General features: G+C 20.9%; 22 protein-coding genes. 3 read left to right on the forward strand and 19 right to left on the reverse strand.

Annotation, left to right across the window (positions count from 1 at the left end):
• Positions 1–21 precede the first annotated feature (21 nt).
• From VAMP_RS05470 to VAMP_RS05555, 18 genes are all read right to left on the reverse strand, one after another.
• A complete protein-coding gene (locus VAMP_RS05470) occupies positions 22–396 on the reverse strand; it encodes a helix-turn-helix domain-containing protein (RefSeq protein WP_213349933.1) in 375 nt (124 codons plus the stop codon).
• Positions 397–671: 275 nt separating this feature from the next.
• Entirely contained in the window at positions 672–1,871 is a 1,200-nt protein-coding gene (locus tag VAMP_RS05475) for a RecB family exonuclease (protein ID WP_213349934.1), read from the reverse strand.
• 47 nt (positions 1,872–1,918) lie between these two features.
• The gene (locus tag VAMP_RS05480; RefSeq protein ID WP_213349935.1) at positions 1,919–2,953 is read right to left on the reverse strand and encodes a ribonucleotide-diphosphate reductase subunit beta; all 1,035 of its coding nucleotides are present in this window, start codon (positions 2,951–2,953) and stop codon (positions 1,919–1,921) included.
• Complete coding sequence (locus VAMP_RS05485) at positions 2,947–3,453, reverse strand: ATP/GTP-binding protein (RefSeq protein WP_213349936.1); 507 nt, start codon at positions 3,451–3,453, stop codon at positions 2,947–2,949. The genes VAMP_RS05480 and VAMP_RS05485 overlap by 7 nt, the downstream gene beginning before the upstream one ends.
• A gap of 37 nt (positions 3,454–3,490) precedes the next feature.
• The gene (gene secF / locus VAMP_RS05490) at positions 3,491–4,492 is read right to left on the reverse strand and encodes a protein translocase subunit SecF (RefSeq protein WP_213349937.1); all 1,002 of its coding nucleotides are present in this window, start codon (positions 4,490–4,492) and stop codon (positions 3,491–3,493) included.
• A gap of 18 nt (positions 4,493–4,510) precedes the next feature.
• Entirely contained in the window at positions 4,511–5,251 is a 741-nt protein-coding gene (rnc, locus tag VAMP_RS05495) for a ribonuclease III (protein ID WP_213349938.1), read from the reverse strand.
• A gap of 26 nt (positions 5,252–5,277) precedes the next feature.
• Positions 5,278–5,811, reverse strand: coding sequence for a transcription antitermination factor NusB (locus VAMP_RS05500; protein WP_213349939.1), 534 nt, complete (start codon positions 5,809–5,811; stop codon positions 5,278–5,280).
• Between the two features lie 30 nt (positions 5,812–5,841).
• A complete protein-coding gene (gene rpmF / locus VAMP_RS05505) occupies positions 5,842–6,069 on the reverse strand; it encodes a 50S ribosomal protein L32 (RefSeq protein WP_213349940.1) in 228 nt (75 codons plus the stop codon).
• 30 nt (positions 6,070–6,099) lie between these two features.
• On the reverse strand, positions 6,100–6,378 hold the full coding sequence (locus VAMP_RS05510) for a 50S ribosomal protein L27 (protein WP_213349941.1): 279 nt from the start codon (positions 6,376–6,378) through the stop codon (positions 6,100–6,102).
• Between the two features lie 274 nt (positions 6,379–6,652).
• Positions 6,653–6,829 carry a hypothetical protein gene (locus tag VAMP_RS05515; protein ID WP_213349942.1) on the reverse strand — a complete coding sequence of 59 codons (177 nt, stop codon included), beginning with the start codon at positions 6,827–6,829 and terminating at the stop codon, positions 6,653–6,655.
• A 40-nt stretch (positions 6,830–6,869) separates the two neighbouring features.
• A complete protein-coding gene (gene cysS, locus VAMP_RS05520) occupies positions 6,870–8,354 on the reverse strand; it encodes a cysteine--tRNA ligase (RefSeq protein WP_213349943.1) in 1,485 nt (494 codons plus the stop codon).
• A 576-nt stretch (positions 8,355–8,930) separates the two neighbouring features.
• Positions 8,931–9,218, reverse strand: a complete 288-nt coding sequence (locus VAMP_RS05525) for a 2Fe-2S iron-sulfur cluster-binding protein (RefSeq protein ID WP_213349944.1) — start codon at positions 9,216–9,218, stop codon at positions 8,931–8,933.
• Positions 9,219–9,251: 33 nt separating this feature from the next.
• Positions 9,252–9,707, reverse strand: coding sequence for a hypothetical protein (locus VAMP_RS05530; protein WP_213349945.1), 456 nt, complete (start codon positions 9,705–9,707; stop codon positions 9,252–9,254).
• Between the two features lie 17 nt (positions 9,708–9,724).
• Positions 9,725–10,780, reverse strand: a complete 1,056-nt coding sequence (locus VAMP_RS05535) for an MraY family glycosyltransferase (protein WP_213349946.1) — start codon at positions 10,778–10,780, stop codon at positions 9,725–9,727.
• A gap of 112 nt (positions 10,781–10,892) precedes the next feature.
• A complete protein-coding gene (locus tag VAMP_RS05540; protein ID WP_213349947.1) occupies positions 10,893–11,888 on the reverse strand; it encodes a ribonuclease H-like domain-containing protein in 996 nt (331 codons plus the stop codon).
• Positions 11,889–11,948: 60 nt separating this feature from the next.
• The gene (gene trpS, locus VAMP_RS05545) at positions 11,949–12,926 is read right to left on the reverse strand and encodes a tryptophan--tRNA ligase (RefSeq protein WP_213349948.1); all 978 of its coding nucleotides are present in this window, start codon (positions 12,924–12,926) and stop codon (positions 11,949–11,951) included.
• Positions 12,927–12,954: 28 nt separating this feature from the next.
• Positions 12,955–14,736: a M3 family metallopeptidase gene (locus VAMP_RS07230; protein ID WP_213349949.1), complete on the reverse strand. Its 1,782-nt coding sequence runs from the start codon at positions 14,734–14,736 to the stop codon at positions 12,955–12,957.
• A 161-nt stretch (positions 14,737–14,897) separates the two neighbouring features.
• Positions 14,898–15,446 (reverse strand): hypothetical protein, encoded by a 549-nt coding sequence (locus VAMP_RS05555; RefSeq protein WP_213349950.1) that lies wholly within the window; start codon positions 15,444–15,446, stop codon positions 14,898–14,900.
• Between the two features lie 428 nt (positions 15,447–15,874).
• Here VAMP_RS05555 and VAMP_RS05560 point away from each other — a divergent pair, with 428 nt between their 5' ends.
• The 3 genes from VAMP_RS05560 to VAMP_RS05570 all read left to right on the forward strand — a co-directional run bounded on the left by VAMP_RS05560 (position 15,875) and on the right by VAMP_RS05570 (position 17,948).
• Positions 15,875–16,345: a hypothetical protein gene (locus tag VAMP_RS05560; protein ID WP_213349951.1), complete on the forward strand. Its 471-nt coding sequence runs from the start codon at positions 15,875–15,877 to the stop codon at positions 16,343–16,345.
• A 221-nt stretch (positions 16,346–16,566) separates the two neighbouring features.
• On the forward strand, positions 16,567–16,872 hold the full coding sequence (locus VAMP_RS05565) for a hypothetical protein (protein ID WP_213349952.1): 306 nt from the start codon (positions 16,567–16,569) through the stop codon (positions 16,870–16,872).
• A gap of 14 nt (positions 16,873–16,886) precedes the next feature.
• On the forward strand, positions 16,887–17,948 hold the full coding sequence (locus VAMP_RS05570) for a glycosyltransferase (RefSeq protein ID WP_213349953.1): 1,062 nt from the start codon (positions 16,887–16,889) through the stop codon (positions 17,946–17,948).
• A 47-nt stretch (positions 17,949–17,995) separates the two neighbouring features.
• Here the strand turns inward: VAMP_RS05570 and VAMP_RS05575 are convergent, their stop codons facing one another.
• Positions 17,996–18,151, reverse strand: a complete 156-nt coding sequence (locus VAMP_RS05575; RefSeq protein ID WP_213349954.1) for an integrase — start codon at positions 18,149–18,151, stop codon at positions 17,996–17,998.
• Positions 18,152–18,515 lie beyond the last annotated feature (364 nt).

An 18,515-nucleotide genomic window follows, 5' to 3' on the forward strand; every position in this document is an offset into this window, starting at 1 on the left:
TAGGTTGTTTAAAACTAAAATTTAATTTTTTTTTAAGATATTTCTTACATTACTAATACAATATTTTATTCAAAATTTTTTTTCTATATATTTCTGTGCATCTTCTGCGGTATTAAATCATTTCTTTTCATTTTCTTCTTTTATTATAGCTATTTCTTTTTCTGATAACTTTGAAGGTTTTCAATTATTTTTAGTTGATAATAATCACTCTATTCATCAATTATTATATTTTTTTACCCATCTTGCAATTGTATCTTCTGAAATATTTAAAAGTTTTTGAATCTGTTTATATTTTATTCACTCTAATCTAAATCTTAAACATTGTAATCTTTTTAATGATTTTCAGCTTTTTTCAGTTTTTTCTCTTAACTCTATTTCTTTTATTTTTTCTATCATAATATTTTCATTATTTATAAATATATATATATATATTATAACTATTCTTACTAAAAAAGCAAAATATTTTTAGTATATAAATTAAAAGTTATTATCATTATAAAGATTTCCTTTATAAATTAAATAGTTTTCGGAACGAAGTGGAGAAAACACATTATTCTCCCCCTCCTTTTTTAGAAAAAATCAAATTTATTCCCCTTTGAAAGCCTATCATTCCTTATTCTCCGTTAAAAAAATATTTTTTGAATTGCATATAACTAATTTTTAAATATTTATTATTTAATAGTAAATGATCTAATAGTATTATAAATATTTTCTTGTACTACAGATTTAAAATCTATTGTTGATAATTCTCATTTTTTAAAAAGTTTGGATAATAAACTAGAACTAACTTCCAAAACTCAATTTAATTTTCATTTTTTTTCTAATAAAATTTTTAATTGATTTTGATCAAGTATTTTATATGTTTTATTTTTAATAACACTAATATAAAAATTATTTCAATAAATTCTAGATAAATTTTTATTTTGCGAGTAATTTATAAATATTTGCTTCATATTATTTTTTTGTTTTTCCAAATTATTAATATCTTTAGATATTTTTCAATACTCATCTATCATTGATTTCAAAGTTTTATTTCATATTTCAGAAATAGTTTCATCATTCATAAAACTATGAGCAAATAATGGACAAATAGATTTATATTCACAAAATTTACATCAATAATTTTCTACTTCTTTAAATTCTGATTTATTTCACATATTAAAATTAAATCTTTTGGATTCTATTTCATTTATAATAAAAATATATTTATCTTTTATTTTTTCCAAAGATAAATCATCAATTTGCCAAATATCTTTTATATCAAAATGTAAAAAATGTAATTGTGCATAAATATTTTTTAAATATTTTCAATATTTTTGTTTTATTCATAATGCATAAAGTGTAAGTTGTTCTTTATATTCCTCATTTTCTTGTGTTGGTAAATTTTTATTAGTTTTGTAATCATTTATTATAAAATCGTCTCATTTTTTATCTAATCTATCAATTATTCATCTAAATTTTATATTCTCATTTAAACTAAAATTTATATTTTGTTCAGTAGATATAATTTTTATTGAATCAAAAGGATAATTTTCATTAAAATAATTTGTTATATATATTTCACCTCTTTTTATATAATCCGATAAATTTCAACTTCACTTTATAATTATTTCTTTTCATTCTTGTGAAATATCATCTATTTTTTGCTTCCAAATAGAATTATATTGTTTCATATAAAAATCTAAATCATTTTTTTGAAAAACATTTATATCATTATACAAATTTTCCAATACTTTATGAACAATTTCTCATAAAATCAAATCAGAAGTATATTCTTTCTCTTGCAATTTAATTTTATCAATATATTTATATCTAAAAGCTAAAGGACATTTATTATATAATTGAATTTGAGAAAAAGAATATACTGACATTCTAATATTATTTAATTATTTAAATCTTTATTTTTTTATAAAAAAATCTAAAAATCCCAAGTTCATTTCATACTACTAGATTGAGAATAATTAGTTACCGTAGTTTCAAAAAAGTTTGCTTTTTCGCTATTTTGATCTTGTATTCTTTCCAAATGTTTATAAGGATTTTTTGTTGCATCTGGATATAGTGGTTTAATTCATAGACTTTCTAATCTCTGATTTGCAAGATATTTTGTATATCATATTATATTCTCGTCTGCCATTCATATTATTTTATTGTTTAGTATATGTTTGGACCATTCTATTTCTTGATTTACCGCTGTATCCATCATTTTCAACAATAACTGTTCATCATAAATATCAGGGAATTCATTTTTTATTTCTTTTATAATATTAGCAAATATTACTACATGTGTTTCTTCATCTCTACGAATATAATTAATCATTCTATCGCTTGCCAACATTTTATTATGATCTGCGAGAGTATCAAAAAAAGCAAATCAATTATAAAAATATATACTTTCCAAAAGCCAATTTGCTACTATACTTCTAAATAAATTTTGGTCATTAGGTTCATTAACAAAATCTTGATATATTTGTCATATAAATTTATTTCTTTCCAACAAATGTTTGTCTTCTCTTCGGAAATAAAGAATTTTTTCTCTTTTATTAGCTGATACTACAGTTTCCAATATTGTTTGATATGATTGAGAATGTATTGCTTCTTGAAAAGCCTGTATACTCAAAATTAAATTAACTTCAGGAGAGGTAATATAATCATTAATATTTGGTAAATTCATAGTTTGTATACTATCAAGAAAAGTCAAAAAAGAAATAATTCAATCATAAGCTTTTCTTTCATCATCATTTAATACTTCATCATATTCAACAGCATCTTTATTTAATCAAGAAACTTTTTCAGGTATCCAAAAATTTCCAAGCATTACTTTATACATTCATTTAGCCCAAGAATATTTTACATTATTTAAGTTAAATAATCAGGTTGTATTTCAATGTATTATTGTTCTATCATCTATATCATCTCTTCAATCTGGATTAAATATTAAGTTTTTTTCTATCATAATTTATTTACTATATTATAAAACTTTTCTGTTCTTTCTTCAACAGTTCAAGTAAGAGTATAATAATCTGGATAAAATATTTCTAATAAATCAACTATTCTATTGTCAATCTCTTTTTGAAATTCAATTCATTCAAATCTAACTCAATCATTTTCTAACTCAAATTCAATAGGAATATAAAAAATTGCATCATATCTTTTTTTCAAATTTGCCACTTTTTCAAGAAAATCATAACAATATAATCATTCAGAATAAGCAAGTATATCATATATACTTCTATCTGATATAAAGTTTTTTGCTTTTTTCTCTTGTATTAGTTGTTGTATAAAAACATTATGTTGAAAATTTGATTTGTCTATCGGTTCCATATTTTTAGGATTACCCATAATTTCAATTAATTCTCTTGCTATTTCATTTATTTTTGTATAATTTTCTAATTCTAATTTTTCCAAAAGATTAGTTTTACCCACTCAATGAGCACCTGATATAGCTATTTTCATATTTAAATATACATTAAATAAATAAATTTAAATTATTTTATTTACTATTTTTAACACCAAAAATATAAGTTAAAGAAGTTGCAAAAAATATAGAAGAGAAAGTACCAGCAATAACTCATATCATTAATGTAAATGAAAACAACTGTATAACTCAACCTCAAAATATAAACATACTTATCAAAACTAATAAAGTGGAAAAGGATGTTGCCAAAGATCTTCTCATAGTTTGCCATATACTTTTATCAAAAATTTCTACATAATCAATATTATTATCTTTAATTTCTGATTTATTAATTTTAACTGTTTGTCAATTATCTTTTTCCAATTTTTTTTCTTTAGTATATGATATATTTTCTCTTATTCTATCAAATATTATAATAGTATCATTTATACTATATCACATAATAGTAAGTATAGAAACTATAAATATTAAATCAACTTGTATAGCACTATTTAGAAACATAAATATTCAATATGCTCATGCAGGAATCAATACATCAAAAAGCAATGTAAACATAGTAACTAATGCCAATAATCAAGGTGAAAGATATTCTCTTATTCAAGAAAATGCAAATAACATATAAATTCAAATAAACAACAAACCAAACAGTATAGCAGTAATAGCTGCTTTTTTCATCCAATCTCATATACTAGGACCTATTATAGCATTTTCTAAAATATCATCTCAACTTGAAATATGTCAATTATCAATCAAATAATCTTTAGTTAAACTCGAGAGTAAATCAACACTTTTATCATCAGATATATCTAATTCCAATATCAACGATGGATATCATTTTTTTTCTCAAATATAAACTCAAGGAGAATCAAATCAATTATCTACAAGCAATTTAGAAATTCATTCATCAACTCACTCCAAATTTTGAGATTCTACATCCAATATTAATTCCATTCATCATGTAAACTGTATTGAAAGTCTAAGATTAGAAAAAAACAATATTAATGAAATTAACATTAAAACAACACCAGACACTATCCAAAACATAGCATTTTTAATAACTGAAAACTTAATATCCATAGTAAAATTAAATTAGTATTAAATTAAATCATTTAAAATTTGTATTTTTTTGTAAGCATTTTTTGCAGCTTCTTCATTAGACATCTTTTTTTTAGTTCAATATCACTCACCAAATATTTCTCAATTTATATAAACAATACACTTATAATTTATAATATTTCATTTTTCATCAAATTCATGTTCATAATTTTCATAATAAGGAACATCTTTATATAACTTTTGAGAATATTCTTGAACCATAGTTTTATAACTTTTAACATTAGCAGATTTAATATTTTCTATTTTTGAAAAAATTTTATCTTTAACAAAAGATTCTGCCATATCAGCTCATATATCCAAATAAATATATCAAATCAATGCTTCCAAAGTATCAGACAAAATTGAATCTTTATTCCTTCATCAAGTTTTTTCTTCACCATAACCGAGGAAAACCATTTTATCCAAGAATATATCTCTTGCAACTTCTGCCAACATTTCTTCTCTTACTAAAGCAATTTTATATAATGTTAGTTTTGATTCAGGAACATTTTCAAAATATAAATAAAGCATTTTTGCTATCAAACAACCCAAAATAGAATCTCATAAAAATTCTAATCTTTCATTATCAGGTATAGTATAAGGCAAATCAGAAACATAAGATTTATGAAAAAATGAAATCATCATAAGCTCCTCATTTACAATTAATGACTTATCAATTCAATTCTTTGAAAGATAATCTTTATATGATGAAATTAATCATTTTGCTTTCTCCGACAACATATTCAATAAAAAATTAAATATTAAAATTAACTTATTATTTTATGTCAAATTCAATTTATCAATTTATAACTATTATTATCACCATAAATTTTTGCCAACATAATCATTTCATTTAAAATAACATTTTTTGGTGTATTAATTAAATTTTTTTCAGTAAATCATAAAATAAATATTATTTTATCCACCATATCCATACTTGAAAATTCAAAAGTTTCAATATTTTCATTTATTAATTTTTCCAATTGTTCCAAACAAGTAGAAAAATTTAAAATCATAATAGATATATAATCAAAATCTAAATTTATTTCATAATTTCAAAAAAACTGATTATGTAAATATGAAATATCCATATCCAAATTTGAAAAAGAACAAATTTCAGCAATATCTCTTCTTAATTCAATCAAATCTTTATCTGACATATTTTCATAATTAACTATTTTATCAACTTTTAATATATCATTAAAAAGAATATCTTCATTTGAAAGATATTCTGTAAAAAATTTTTGATAAAAATACAAAAAAACAATTTTCCTAGAAAGAATTCTTGACTTTATATTCATTAATTTAATTAATTATATTAATATACAAAACTACTCTTCTATTATAGTCTCTTTACTTTTAGTTTTAATAGTAAGGATTTGTTTTCATGCATAAAATCAACAATGAGGACAAACTCTATGAGAAAGTTTTAAAGTATCACAATTATCACATTTAACTGTTGTAGCTTTATTCAACAACTTCTTTATAGAATTAGTCTGCCAAACACTATGTCTATTTTTTTTCTTTGATATAGAAACTTTTTTCTTTGGTACTGCCATTTAATAAATAATATTAATCTTATAAAAATACTAATTTTCTACAATATCTACAAAAGTCTTTAGATATTTTTTTCAATCAAACCTCTCAACTTTTTTCTTTCTAAAAGAAACTTTACCATCAATTTTTGCATGAACAGTAAAATCGTTAGTAATATAAACATTTTTTCAAGCTTTATATTTATCTCATTTTTGTCTTATAATTACATTTCCTGCTTTTGCAACTTGTCATCAAAACAATTTGACTCACCTATATTTAGGATTAGAATCTCTAAGATTTTTTGCACTTCATGCCGCTTTTTTGGTAGCCATTTAAATTTTAATTTTTATAATATAAAATATGTTATATATCGATTATGTATAATTATTTTTTTAAATTTTTCAAGACAAATTTTCTTTTTTATGATCACAAGATTAAATTATTATGAATAAAGTTTGTATTATTCAAAAACTTATTGATAAAAAAATCAATTCATTACCAATAATTGTTTATTTCCAAAAAAAACTGTAAACAACTCTACTATTTCTTACATATTAAATTATTGAAATAACAAAACACAAATACAATATAATTTATAAAAAATATTTATTTATCTTTTTTATCTTTCATAACATATAAAGGTATTTGTGATAATATTATTCAAATTGTCAGTCATATAAAACCAGCTTTAAGTATATTATCTTCAACAAAAATAATATAAGAAACAATTGAACCAAAAAATCATACACTTCATAATATTTTAGATAATAATTCTTTACTCATAATAATAATTAATTAATTTTATAAAATATAATATTATTTTTTAATAATCAAGTTTATGATAAACTATATATGTATCTTTATAATCTTTTACAAAGTATCATTGTTCACTTAATTTATTTCTAAATTCATCTGCTTTTTTGTAATCTCTTTCTAATTTAGCTTTTCGTCTTTCTTGAGCAATTTGAGTTATAAAGTAAGGAATAGGCATTTTATCTAAATTTTCTTTTTTGTTTATCAAATCTTTAAACAAACCAAATTTAAAAATATTTAAATCAAACCAAGCAAATAAATTTAATGATTCAACATTTAATTTATCAACATCTTTATTAAGAATACTTAATAATCTAGGAGTATTTAGATCATCCAATAAACAATTCAAAATGTTTTTTAAAAATATTTTTGCTTCTTTAGTTTGTAAATTTTTCTCTATTTCTTTAATATCTCAAGTAGACATTTGTACTGAAGTTGAACGAGGATTTGCCCATAATTTATTTACCAAATTTCTTTTAGTAATATATGCTTTATGAATTGCATCCCAATTAAATTTTAAAGAATTTCTATATTGAGCAGTAAAATAAAAATATCTTAAATCATATACTGTATATCATTTTTTTTCCAAATCTGGTATTGATAATGTGTCTCAAGAAGATTTAGAAAGTTTTTTCCCATCAAAATTTAAAAATTGTGAATGCATCCAATATTTTACCCATGGTTTATCACTAACAAAAGAACATTCACTTTGAGCTATTTCATTAGTATGATGAGTTGTTATATGATCTATTCATCAAGTATGTATATCAAAATTTTTTCATAAAATAGCTTTTGACATTGCAGAACATTCTATATGCCATCAAGGAAATCACAATCACCAAGGACTATTTCGTTCCATATGTCTTTTTTCTCATCTTTTGGAAAATTTCCAAAGAGCAAAATCTGTAATATTTTTTTTATTATCATTAGAAATTCTAGCTCAAGATTCTATTCATAAAATATGTTTTTCATAATTTTCTCACATAAGTTTACCATAATCATCAATTTTGGAAGTGTCCATATACATTCAATCATTATTAATTTTGTATACAAAACCTTTTTCTTCCAAAGATTTTATAAGATCAATTTGTTCTTGAATATAATCTGTTGCTTTTGGAAAAAAATCAAAATTTAATTCTAACTTATTAATATAATTTATAAAATTTTTTTCATATTTTTTGGCAATATCCCAAGCAGTAAGTCATTCTCTAATAGCTCATTTTTCCATTTTATCTTGTCAAGAGTCAGCATCATCAGTAAGATGTCAAACATCTGTAATATTAACAACATGTTTCAAAGGGTAATTTAATATATTTCTTATTATATCTCATAATAATCATGCAAAAACAAAAGCTCTTAAATTTCAAAAATGAGGATCAGAATATACTGTAGGACCACAAGTATATATTCATACAAAATCTTTTTTTCATTCATCAAAAAACGGAATAAATTTTTCTTTTTCTCTAGTTAATGTATTGTATATGTACAAATTCATATTATAAAAAATACTTAGATAAGTAAATTACTTGTATTATATTAAAATATATAAAATATTCAAGTTTTTTATTATTTATTTTACAATAAAAAAGTAAATAATCTAGTTTATTATTCTAATAAGTTTTTCAGTATATAATTTAAAGATATAACATTGTTCATTAAAAATTAAAAACAATATTGTTATACTAACAATTTTATTTTTTATGACATTTTAAAATTGCTATCACAAAAAACAAAAAAAACTTGACTTATATATTATTTTGTTTATAATAACATTTCCTTGTCTATCCTAGTTAGGAGGTCAAAATGACTGAAGAAGTAGTGTTAAAATGCCCTGATGGTATTACAAGGCGATTTTTTGTCCAAAAAGAGGGTGTTATATCTCCCAAATTTGCTATCTATGAAAGAGCATTTTTTTGGAAACAAAAAAATCGGAGAAACAAGAAATAGAAAGTCGGTCCCAGATGTTATCTCTATGAGATACAATAATTGACTTCTATTTCTATTTACCAAGGATTATATATCCTTGGTTTTTTTGTATTTTAATATATAATATATATTTAATAAACTTATATTAAAAAACAGCTTGTAAAACAACTTTTCAATCAAGATTAGCTTTAACAAATGTATTACAAGTTGTAAATGATTCTCAATTTGAAACAAAATTATTTCAATTAGTATCAATTAAAAACTCTGATCATTTTATCACAAAACAACTACAAATTCAACAAGTTCAATTCATACATGAAAAAGGCATATCAAATCATGAATTAATTATTTGTTTTAATATATTTTCTTTATCATTTGCTTCAAATGTTTTCATATAATCTCCAAAATTATCTAATATATATATCTGAATCATTTTAATTATTAAATATTTAAATAAAAAATATAATTATATTAATAAATTCATAAGATCTTTATTTTTAGGACTTATTAATATTTTTTTTCAATCAAACATATTTATTCTATAAATATTATTTAATGAAGTAGTAAACATAACATCTCAAGTAATAAAATTTACTCTAATTCATAATCAATAATAAAAAGGAACTTTTCCTATATAATCAATTTTTTCTATATCTTTTTTTTCCAATAAATATTTTCTTTTTCAAGGAGTAATTATTGTAATTCAATTATTATCTATTTCATATTTTAGATTATTTACAAGTCTTATAATAAAAAAAACACTAACTCAAGATATAATTAATACTATAAAATATAAAATATCATAATTTCACATAAAATATGCAAATACAGAAAAGTTTAATAAAAAAATAAAAATAATTCAATTAAAAATAATCAAAAATTTAATTCAAAAATCTTTATATCAATAAGTAATATTTGACATATTATATCATTAATTTATTAAAAATTAAATTGATAAAAAATCATAACTAAAGCAATCAATGAAAGAACTCATTGAATAAGCCATAATTTCATAACTATAGTATATTCAGCATTTCATTTATATTCTAATAAATGATGAAATGGTGCTATAGCAAATAGTTTTTTCTTAAAAATTTTTTTCCAAAATATCTGTAAAAAAGAAGTAGACAATTCTACCCAAAATATCAAAAACAAAAACATAAAAGGGATTATTATACCAACTCTAATATCTAATAAATAAATTAAAGAAGAGATTAATCATCATAGTGCAAGTGCACCACTATCTCACATAAATATTTTTGCTGGATTGATATTAAACCACAAAAAAGCTAATAAACTACCCAAAACTATAGCAATAACAGTAGTTGCCAAATACCAACCATAAAAAAAAGTAATAATTCAAAGAACAGCTAAAATCATAATACAAAGTCAACCTACTAATCAATCCAAACCATCAGTAATATTTATTGCATTAACTACAGCTATTGTAAAAATAAAAGTAAAAATTGAATAAAAAAATCAAATATCTACACTTCAAGTAAAAGGCCATAAATTTATTGAAGTAATTCATAATCTAATATAAAACCAATAACTGATAAATGCAGAAAATAAAAACATCCAAACAAGTTTCATTTTAGCAGTAAGTCATTTTATCTTACCTATTCATTTGATATTTAAATAATCATCTATAAGTCATAGTATTCACATACTAAAAAAAGCAAAAAGTATTATATATGTTTCTTGTCTTGTAACTAAAGAAAAATTTATAAAATCAAGATATTGTAATATATAAGAAAACAAAACTAATAATAAAACTATAAAAAGCACCAATCATCATCCCATAGTTGGTGTACCTATTTTATGTGAATGTAATTTATTAAAAATAATTGCCTTACCTCATCAAGTTCAATCTTCACGAAGATTTTTACCAGCCTTTATATAAGATAATAAATAAATATAAAAAGGGTACAAAATTAAACTTATAAAAAAAGCAAACATTAAATAAAGCAATATACTATCAAGTTTCAATAACATTTAAAAAAATAATTTAATTAAAAAACATTTTCATATATTTAATGATTTTAAAAATAAAATCAATTCATATTATTTGATAAAATTTAATAAATATAAAAAAGTTCAAAAAATACTATATATCAAAAAATCAATTATTAGTTTCTTCTTTTTTAGTATTATTTGATAAATTTATAAGATCATTTATATCATAATTAAATTCTTTATTATCAATAAATATTTTATTATGTTTCAAAAAATATAATAAAACTCATAAAGTCATTTTTACATCATTTTTACAATATAATTTTACTTTATTGTATGCATTTTGGTCTCAAGATTTTATATATTCTTTTAAGTATTGTTCTCATTCCAATCAAGATTCCAAAGTTTTTCATATAGACAATAAACTTTTACTTACTGCATTAAGTCATATTCTTTTTCATGTAAGTCTTCGTATAAATAAAAATAAATCTATACTTTTTTCATTTAAATCATTTATTTTTTCATCTCAATAATCTGTATTATAAATACTAACAGGATTATCAAAATAAATACTATTATATCACACTATCCATCAATCAAAACTTAACATAAAATCAACAAATTTTGTAATACTTTTTCTATCTACTAATCTATATTTTACAGATTTTAAATGATCTTGATTTGAAATTACAGTATAAGCTATCATAAATTTCATATTTTTTAAATCATTTATATTTCATATAGTTTCAATATCATATACCAAATAAGGTTTATCTTTTATAGTTTTATATTTTCATTGTTTAAATTCTTCAAATAGAGTTTGAGAAATAGTTTTATTTTCTTTTATTAGTTTATTTACTTTTTTTTGACTTTTTAATTGAGAATGAAAATTATTTATTTCATCTTTATCCATACTTATTTGTATTTTTTCTTTTTCATCACACAAAATATATCATTCTCAATTTTTTTCTATTTTGAACACTGGTCAATTTCATTCAAAAAAATAAACACAATCACCATATTTAGTACTATCTTTCAAAAACTCTTTCAAATAATTATATTTATTTTTTAAATATAAATTTTGTAAATTTTTTATAAATCAAGTTTTAACTTCAAATAATTGTTCATAAGTAAATTTTTTATACATTATTTTTTTAACTAAAATAAAAAACTTTTAATTAAAACTAAAATATTTAAAAAATATTTTCTAAAAAACAAATCCTACTTTTTTATAAATATCTTTTATTTTATCATTAGCTATATTTTCTACTTTACTATTTCAATTTTTAAGAATTTTTTGTACTTCTTCATCAGATATATTTTCTTTTTTTTCTTTGATTGGATTTGTAAAATTTATTATTTTCTCATACAAAAACTCTTTAATTTCTTTGAAAGATAATCAACCTTGTATATATCAATCACGAATTTTTTTGTCTTCTTCAAAATTTAAAAATAATTTCAAAATATTGTAAACATTACACTCATCAGGATTTTTTGGTTCATTAACTCATAAGGACATAGTAGGAATTGATTTAACTTTTTTTAACAAAAGATTATTTTCATCAAAAAGTCAAATATAATTATTATAAGATTTTGACATTTTTCTTCAGTCAATACCAGTAATTGTTGCCAAATTTTCAACTATTTTTGCTTGTGGAAGTTTGAAAGTATCACCAAATAAATTATTAAATTTACCAGCAATATCTCTTGCATATTCTACATGTTGTTTTTGATCTTTACCAACTGGAACATAATCAACATCATAAAGCAAAATATCGGAAGCCATAAGTATAGGATAACAAAAAGTTCCAACTGTTGTTTTTTCTTCTTTATCTTTTGCCAAAGCATCTTTGTAAGCATGCATTCTTTTCATAAATCCAACATTAGTAATACAAGACAAAACCCAATTTAATTCAGCATGTGCAGAAATTAGTGCAGGATTATAAATATATGTCTTATCTGGATTTATTCAACAAGCTAAATAAGTTTTGATAGCACTTAATGAATTTTCTTTTATAAAATTTCAATCATGAATAGCAGTTAAACTATGCATATTTGCCAAAAACATAAATGTTTCATATTCTCAAATTTCTTGAAAATCAATAATTTGTTTGATAGATGCAAAATAATTTCATATATGTAAATTATCAGAAGTAGGTTTAATTCAAGTAAGAACTCTTTTCATATCAAAAATATATTATAAATTAAAATAATTATTTAATTAATTTTTCCAATTCATCAATCATATCTTGTATAACTTTTAATCAATCTTTATAAAATTTATCTTGAGAAATATCAATATCTATAGTTTGTAAAAGTTCATAAGGTGTAAGACTTCCTCATGCTCTCAAAATATTTTTATATTTGGGAATGAAAGATTTTCCTTCATTTTGATATTGTTTGTACAATGCAAATGATAATATATTACCAAAAGAATATGAATAACAATAAAAAGGACTAGCAAAAATATGTGGGATAGCAGACCAAGTAGTTTCTTGTTCAGCAGGAACATCGTATTCTACAGTTTCTCATGAAAGTTCAATTTGACATTCTCTCCATATTTTATTAAAATCTTTATAAGTTAAATTATTACCCTCATAAAAACTTTCATGGACTTTTTTTTCAAAATTAACATATTGAATTTGTCTGAAAATAGTTGCAAAAGAATTTTCTATTTGTTTTGCCAAAAACGAAACTTTTTCATTATCATTTAAAGTTAATTTAATATAATCAGCGAATATAAGTTCATTAAAAATAGAAGCTGTTTCTGCCAAACAAAGTCAAGTATCATAAACTTTTCTTGGTTGAGATTGAGAAAAATATCAATGAATAGCATGCCCAAATTCATGAGCAATAGTACTTACATTATCTAATGTATCAGAATAATTTAAGAAAACAAAACTTTTATGATCTTTATCATAACTTGCAAAAGCTCATCACCTTTTTCATTTTTGAGGAAAAACATCTACTTGACCATTAACAAAAAGATCTTTTGTAAATTGAGCAAATTCTTGATCAAAATTTTTCATACAATCCAAAAGAAGTCAAATTCATTCTTCAAACTCAATTTTTTTATCTTCATCAGATACAGGAGCAAAAACATCGTAATACATAAGTTTTTGTTGCCCTAATAATTTAGCTTTTATTTTATTATATCTTTGATAAAGAAGGAATGAATTTGTAATTTGTTCCAAAAGTTTTTGAACAATTTCATTAGAAATTTCTTCTGAATTATTTCTAGGTCACATTACTCAATCAAATCATCTAATTTTAACATCAACAATCCAATCTTTTACAACACTTGCATAAACATTTCATAAAGAAATTTGTATTTTATTATCCAAATATTTCTCTCTAATTGCATCAAATGCTTTTTTTCTTGTCTCAGGATTAGCAGAAAGTCTTAAATTTCTAACTTGATCTTCAGTAAGTTCTTTTTCTTCGCCATCTATATTTAATATAAAAGAAAAACTTCAAGTAAGTTCTTCATGTAAATTTGATAAAACATTAGAATTCGCATTTGATTTTAAATTTAAAGCAAATTCTGTTTTTTCATCCAACAAATATTTTACAGAATTTGCTTTTTGTAAAAACCAATTTTTATAATTTTGTAATTCTTCTTTTTTTGAAAATTCTATCATTTTTTCATATCAAATTTCTTTTATTTCTTGATCAACAAATATTAAATCATTACTAAGATTAGTAACAAAATCATCAAATTCTTGATTTTTTTTCAATACATCTTGATTTTGAGTATCTAATGCTGATAAAAAATGTAAATATCTTCAAATATTTACAGCAAGATAAGAAATCTTATCATCTAAATCAAACATTTCCAAAAATCATTGAAAATCTAATTTTGATATATTTCATTTAAATTTTGAAATAAAATTTCTAACCATATTTTCTACTTCTTGCATATCATTATTTATTTTTGGATCATTAATATCTTTATAATACTGTTCCAAATCCCATTTAGTTTGTATTTTTTGCATATATTTTATATATTTATATTAAATAAATTATATCTTATATATACATAATTTATCAATAAATTCAAACCCAAATTATTAAAATAACAAAAAAATACTTTATAAACTAATATTTTTTATAAAGTATTTTCTTATATTAAGGAATTTATTTAAATAATTTTTTATTATCTATAGCTCAAATAATAATTTCAAGAATCTTCCAATATTTCTCTAAATTTACTTGAATCTGAATCTATACCTTTTATCATATTATGTACTTCATCAATATTATTAGCATTAATATATCAATTATCTCAAGTATTTTCAAGTTCTGCTATCAAAGCATATCATCAATTTTCTGTTCAACGATTATTAAGTGAAATATAATAATAATTTTTTCAATCCAAAGGATCACTAGGTAAACTATCCATATATCTAGGAACAAGATAATCTTGTATTTCACTAAGTTCAACCATTCAATCACTTTCTGGATAACTTCATCTTCATCTACCAGAATAATAAATTGATAAAGCCATTGAAGTTTGTCATAAATGTGATAATCTCGCACTATCTCTTTCTTCTGAAAGAGCTTGTTCATTTTGTTCATTATCAAGATCTGAATTAGATTGTTCATTATCAAGATTTTGATTATCTTCATTTTCATCAACTTCTCATAAACAACCTCCAAAAACTGGAACAAATCAGATTAATAATAACAATAATAATTTTTTCATACAGTTCCTTTAAAATATAAATGTATATACTATATAAATAATATTATTATTTTTTCAAGTTTAATTATAATAAAATTATTTCAATAATATTTTTTATAAAGTATTTTCTTATATTAAGAAATTCATTTAGTTATTATCTAACTATTAAATAATAATTTCAAGAATCTTCCAATATTTCTCTAAATTTACTTAAATCTGAACCTAATTTTTTTGATGAAAATTCATGATTTGAATGAGAAGAAAATAAACAACCTAATTGGTGAAAAGAATGTAAAAGTAGTGATAATCAAAAACCTATTTGTTCATCTATATATAAACCAGTATGTGGGCAAACTTCTATATCATGTCCATCTTGAACTTTATGTCAAAAACCATTACCTAAAACATATTCTAATTCTTGTTTAGCAGAAAATGATAATGCTGAAATTTTGTATGAATGAGCTTGTAAAGATGATAAAGAAATGTTTAATTGGAAATATTGAACAGAAGAAATATATAATGATATAAAAAAATATTTTCCAAATGCAACAAAGGAAAAGGTAGAAAGTATATCATATCAAGTATATAATAAATACTTTTCAAAATCTAATTTAAGAGATATTCATAATAAATCAGTTGTATGACTTTATAAAGATTTTGTATGAAGTATTTTGAGTGTATTAAAAAAATGAGAAATAAAAGAAGAATCGTTAGTATATGCTAGAAATGAGTTGTATACTGCATTAGAGCAATTATGACTAAATTATACAAAACAAGAAGTAGAAAAAGTTGCAAAAGTAGTATATCATTATTTTAATAAAAATACAAAAATTAATCTTACATTAGATGATATATATAATAAAGATAAAAATTATTGGTTAGATTTTGTATGAAGTGTAGCAACTGTATTAAAAAAATAATATAACTAATTAATATTTATTAAAAAAGTGAAATAGAACTTAGTTCTTTATTTCGCTTTTTTATTGTATATAAATTAGTTTTTATTGTTTGAGTTGTAATAATCTTATGTTAATTTAATATTGTTATATATTATAAATAAAATTTCTTGAAAAATGAAATTATTTGTTTATAAGTTAATTCATTTTTGAGAAAAAATAATTTATTTATAATATATATATATATGGAAAATAATAATAATTTTGATACATTTTATGAAATAAGAGAGGATGAAGAAACTGTTGATAGAATAAAAAGTAATATATTAGGTCTATGATTTATGTCAGATGATAATTTTGTTATTTCTTATTTGGACAAAACAAATGAAGAACAATATTATTATATAGATAATTATAAAGCATATATAGTTGCATATATTCCTGAACTAGATTTATCTATAAAATGAGTTCATTTAGAATGAGCTACTTATCATAAATGAAATGTTTTTGATGTTAATACAGATTTAGAAAAAGTAACAAATATACTTTAAAAATTAAAAGTTAAATGAAAATAGCTTTTGTACATGATTGGATAATTACCATTTGATGAGCTGAGAAAGTCTTTATAGATTTAATAAAAGAAGAAAAATATTCTCAATGAGAAATATTCTGTGTTTTTAGTGATAAAAATTTTTTATCAATAAATTGACAAGATATAAAAATAAATTCTGTTATAAAAAATAATTTTTTGATAAATAAAATATGATATCGTAATTTGATGCCAATTTTTCCTATATTAAATTATTTTTTATCAAAAAAAATAAAAAAATATAATCCTGATAAATTACTTATATCATCTTTTGCAATAGCAAAAAATATAAAATCTAAAGTATACAAAAAAATATATTTACATAGTCCTATGCAATATATACGAGATTCTTATGAAGAATATTTAGAAAAATTATTTTGAATAAAAAAACTAATTTTTAAAATTAGTTCAAAATTTTTGAGAAAATGGGATAAAAAATATTTTCAATTTGATGAAGTGTATTTTAATAGTAAATATACAGAAAAATTAGCACAAAAAATATATTGAATTAAATGAATTGTTAAATACCCAAAAATAAATAATGAAATAGTAAATACTAATATAGTAAATCAAAAAGATAATTATTATATTTATATTTGAAGATTAGTAAGGTTTTCCAAAGAATTAGATAAAATAATAGAACTATTTAATAATTTAGATGATAATTTATTAATTGTTTGAGCTTGACCAGACGAATTATTATTGAAATCAAAAGTTAAAAAATCAAATATAATTTTTTTGTGAGAAATAAATAATCTACAAAAAAAAATAAAATTATTAAAAAAATCAAAATGATTAATAAATATAACAAAAGAAAGTTTTGGAATAGTTACAGCAGAAAGTTTAAGTTTATGAGTGCCAGTGTTTGCTTACAATTGTTGAGCAAGTCCTGAATTATTAGATTTAAGATCTGGTGTTTTGATTCATAAAAAAAATCAATATGAACTTAAAAATAAATTTGAAGAATTTAAAAAAATAAAGTTTGATTATCAAGAAATTAAAAATAATTTCTTATCAAAATTGGATAAGTATTTATAATTTTTTTTATTGTAAGAAATAGTAGCATTGTTTACAGTTTTTTTTATTTATCAGTGATAAAACTCATCTATAATTTCATATGGTGTTTTATTATCAATTCATTTATGAAGTTTGACACAATTATATCGATTTACAAATCTTTTTAAAGACTTTTTTCTATTTTCTGTTGAAATAAATGTTTCTTTACTATGTCGTATATCCATTAATGTTTTTATTACTTTTTCAGCTTTACCGTTTGTTTATGGTCTTTTTACTTTTGTGTATTTTTTCTTTATTCAGGCTTCAAGACAATATTTCATAAGTTCATGATCTGGTGTTCATGTTTACGATTATTTTCTGTTAGTCTCTGATTTTTATGTTCTTTTTTTTGAGTACATGTTATATGTATATTCATATTTTGTTGTTTTACCTCATCTTTGTAGAACAAAATTTCTAAATCCTTGATTTAGACAAGGATTTGGAAGAAAATAAAATTATAAAATTTGTGTACTACACAAATTTTATAATTTTATTTTAAATAATTTAAATATTTTTTCTTGAAGCTCATTTATTTGTTCTACTTTATTT

It is taken from the genome of Candidatus Vampirococcus lugosii (genome assembly GCF_018420025.1).
Lineage (GTDB): Bacteria > Patescibacteriota > Gracilibacteria > Absconditabacterales > Absconditicoccaceae > Vampirococcus > Vampirococcus lugosii.